This is a genomic window from Sulfuricurvum sp. (assembly GCF_023250475.1).
In the GTDB taxonomy this organism is placed as follows: Bacteria; Campylobacterota; Campylobacteria; order Campylobacterales; family Sulfurimonadaceae; genus Sulfuricurvum.
Genome location: NZ_JAHFAQ010000183.1, coordinates 1 through 2,832, shown reverse-complemented (window position 1 = coordinate 2,832; position 2,832 = coordinate 1). Strand labels below are relative to the sequence as shown.

At 42.4% G+C, this 2,832-nt stretch carries 5 protein-coding genes and 1 pseudogene; all 6 read right to left on the bottom strand.

Going from position 1 to position 2,832, the window contains the following annotated elements:
- A pseudogene (locus Q0C19_RS11795) lies at positions 1–343 on the bottom strand (NAD-dependent DNA ligase LigA); the annotation flags it as partial.
- A 41-nt stretch (positions 344–384) separates the two neighbouring features.
- A complete protein-coding gene (locus tag Q0C19_RS11790) occupies positions 385–651 on the bottom strand; it encodes a Txe/YoeB family addiction module toxin (RefSeq protein WP_295056328.1) in 267 nt (88 codons plus the stop codon).
- Positions 648–902 (bottom strand): type II toxin-antitoxin system prevent-host-death family antitoxin, encoded by a 255-nt coding sequence (locus tag Q0C19_RS11785; RefSeq protein WP_295056325.1) that lies wholly within the window; start codon positions 900–902, stop codon positions 648–650. The genes Q0C19_RS11790 and Q0C19_RS11785 overlap by 4 nt, the downstream gene beginning before the upstream one ends.
- A 174-nt stretch (positions 903–1,076) precedes the next feature.
- Positions 1,077–1,550 (bottom strand): hypothetical protein, encoded by a 474-nt coding sequence (locus tag Q0C19_RS11780; RefSeq protein WP_295056322.1) that lies wholly within the window; start codon positions 1,548–1,550, stop codon positions 1,077–1,079.
- Positions 1,550–1,831 (bottom strand): NMD3-related protein, encoded by a 282-nt coding sequence (locus Q0C19_RS11775; RefSeq protein ID WP_295056319.1) that lies wholly within the window; start codon positions 1,829–1,831, stop codon positions 1,550–1,552. The genes Q0C19_RS11780 and Q0C19_RS11775 overlap by 1 nt, the downstream gene beginning before the upstream one ends.
- Positions 1,832–2,065: 234 nt before the next feature.
- A partial coding sequence (locus tag Q0C19_RS11770) for a Smr/MutS family protein (RefSeq protein WP_295056316.1) occupies positions 2,066–2,832 on the bottom strand: 767 nt, incomplete at its 5' end.

The following is a 2,832-nucleotide window of genomic DNA, read 5'->3' as shown; positions in this document are numbered from 1 at the left end:
TCGCCCCGTCAAATTTGGGTTCGCAATAGAAACGGACATCCCCGTACCCTTTCGTGATACGGTTGACCCACATTTCCAACTCCTCGCGGTTAAAAAGGTCTTCGAGACTCCACATACGGCTAAGATGCTGTGCTTTGTCAAATTTATCCTGAGGGACATCCCCTACCCGCTGTGTCGGAGAATCGGGAATTATTTCGTTCGGATGTTCAGTCTCATACGCTACCACGAGGTGATAGAGAATGTCGTACTCTTCGTCTGTCGTGATCGGGTCATCGAGGACGTAATAGTGGTAGGAGTATTTTTGGAGTTGTTTTACGGCGTTTTGGAATTCGGTTTGGGTCATGGTTCAATACTTTCGATAATTAGTTAGTTTCTTTCTTCATATTATGATCCATAATGAAAACGGCATTGATGGATAATCACTATTTTCTCTTTCGGCTCATAGACTAAACGATGTTCCTCATCGATCCGTCGTGACATCAGCCCCGATAGGTTTTCTTTGAGCCGTTCGGGTTTCCCGATTCCCTCAAGGGAGGTCGGATTACGCACTATATCTTGAATCAGTTTGTTGATCCGTTTGAGAATTTTACGATCATTTTCCTGCCAAAACAGATAGTCTTCCCATCCGTTCGGTGTCCAGCCGAGCATCATGCCTCGATCAACTCATGTGTTTCGATCTCTCCGCGACCTGATTGTTTGAGCGACTCAGCCAACCGCGTGGCGTTTGCGGGTGTCGAGAGGAGATAGGCGGTTTCTTTGAAACTGTTGTACTCTTCGATAGAGATGAGCACTGCCGCCGAACCGTTTTTGCGGGTGATGATCATCGGCTCAAAATCGTCGCACACTTGATCAAGGATAGATTTGAAGTTATTGCGAGCTTCGGTGTAATTTACCACTTGCATGTTCAATATCCTGTACTTTTTAGAATCATTATAATCATTTATAGGTAGGTTGTCAAGAAGGGGGAAATCAAAGATTTACAGCATTTTCTAAATTTAAATATGAAAGAGTAGCCTTTTCCCTTTTAGAACAGGATTATTATAGTTATCACCTGACCCCAATTGTTATTGTATTTTTTATAGTGTTGGGTAAGATAATTTTTCATTATAGGGCTGTGCATCATCTTCCCATATAAGCCGTACAACATGCTTTCTCTTAGTTTGCATATGGACTATGGCAATAAGCTCTACAGATTGATACCTCTCTAAACTTTCCATTGGAAATTTATCTGTTACTTCAGAATCAATAATTACATCATTGCCTTCTGGAAACTCCAGTCTGACATTTTTTGCTGTTGCAGATCCTTTATTCCATATTTTTAGCCTATATTTACTACTTCCTAACTTTATAAAAGATGTTCCAAGATCAGCTCTTTTTTCTTTCAGTGCATCTTCATTTTCTTTTTCCAAGAGACGGATATTTAGCTTTTCTTGGCTTTCCACAAGAGATTTCTGCTTTTTATTAAAACTGACAGTTTGCCAAGTTGCGTATGCTGACAGAAAAAATGCCAGTCCAGCTATCACATCTCCTGTATCAATAGAGACTGACATTATTTAAACCTTATATTTTTACTTCCTGAAAAAGCTTTTTTCAAAGATTTTCGGAGTTCATCAGCAACGTCCTTAGTCACTTCATTTTTTATTTCAGAGAAATGCTCATCAATATTTTCACTATTCTCGCGAATCAGTTCATCTTTATTGAGTTCTCTTCCACAAGAAGCACATGTCATTACTTGAATAGTTTCATTCTCCCCTTCCTCATAAGAAAAGTCAGAACAGGCACAGGTGGGGCATAGCAAACTAATACTTCTATTGTATTTATCAGGATTCATCCTATATCTCCATATTGTGAGGGCATGTAACTATCTATTCATTCAAAAATATATTTGTGATCGAATTTTTAACAGATAATCAGATACTAATAATGCCTAAGTTCAAAATCTATCTATCAAAATTTAACAAAATGACATATTTTTAAAGATTTTACTGTGAAATGAGAAGGATTGCAAGGAGGGTGAATGGGAAAAGAAATAGATCCCGTATCAAGTACGGGATGACGAGAACTTTTAAAGACGAACGATCTTCGCCCCAAATCCCCCAAGATGTTGAGGGGCATCGGTAAAACTTTTGACACTCGGATGACCTTTTAAAAACTCTTTGACGGCGTAGGAAAGTTTCCCCGTTCCGATACCGTGATAGATAATCACCTCATCGAATCCCTGCAAGAGCGCATCGGAGAGGAATTTGTCCATCCGCTCACATGCCTCTTCCCCACGCAATCCGTGAAGATCGAGTTTCAGACCGCTTTTTTGCTCGATTTGCGACGTGACCGTCACTTTAGGCTTTTTCGGGAGGTTGCCGCTGGGTTTGAGATCGGTGAGTTTGACCCGCAACCGTATCCCCTCCACCTCGATCATCGCATCTTTGGCTCCGACACTGACGACCGTTCCACGCTGAGTGCGGTATTTTACACTCTGCCCTACAATATAGATAATCGGTTCGGGTTCGGTGAGCTTGATAGGCTCAGGTTTCGGAAGTTTCGCCTGCGCCTTGTTGAGCTGACGGTGGATTGCCGCCATATCCATCCCCTTAGCCGCCTCTTTGGCTTCGCGGATTGCTTCATCATACCCTGCACGGAGTTTTGATTTCTCGGCGTCGAGTTCAACGCGCAAATACTCCATAGCCTCTTTGAGTGCCGCTTCTTGGGATTTCAGGGTTTCGAGTCGCTCATCCACCTCGCGGTTTTTCCGTTTCAATTCACGCTCCAACTCACTCCCCCGCTCGATCAGGACGCTCAGTTTTTCGTGGTTTTCACCGTAGAGCGATTTGGCGC

What these genes read in the sequence shown, in the direction of transcription:
- Q0C19_RS11790 (WP_295056328.1), bottom strand. Translation starts at nt 651, where the DNA reads ATGATGCTCGGCTGGACACCGAACGGATGGGAAGACTATCTGTTTTGG.
- Q0C19_RS11785 (WP_295056325.1), bottom strand. Translation starts at nt 902, where the DNA reads ATGCAAGTGGTAAATTACACCGAAGCTCGCAATAACTTCAAATCTATC.
- Q0C19_RS11780 (WP_295056322.1), bottom strand. Translation starts at nt 1,550, where the DNA reads ATGTCAGTCTCTATTGATACAGGAGATGTGATAGCTGGACTGGCATTT.
- Q0C19_RS11775 (WP_295056319.1), bottom strand. Translation starts at nt 1,831, where the DNA reads ATGAATCCTGATAAATACAATAGAAGTATTAGTTTGCTATGCCCCACC.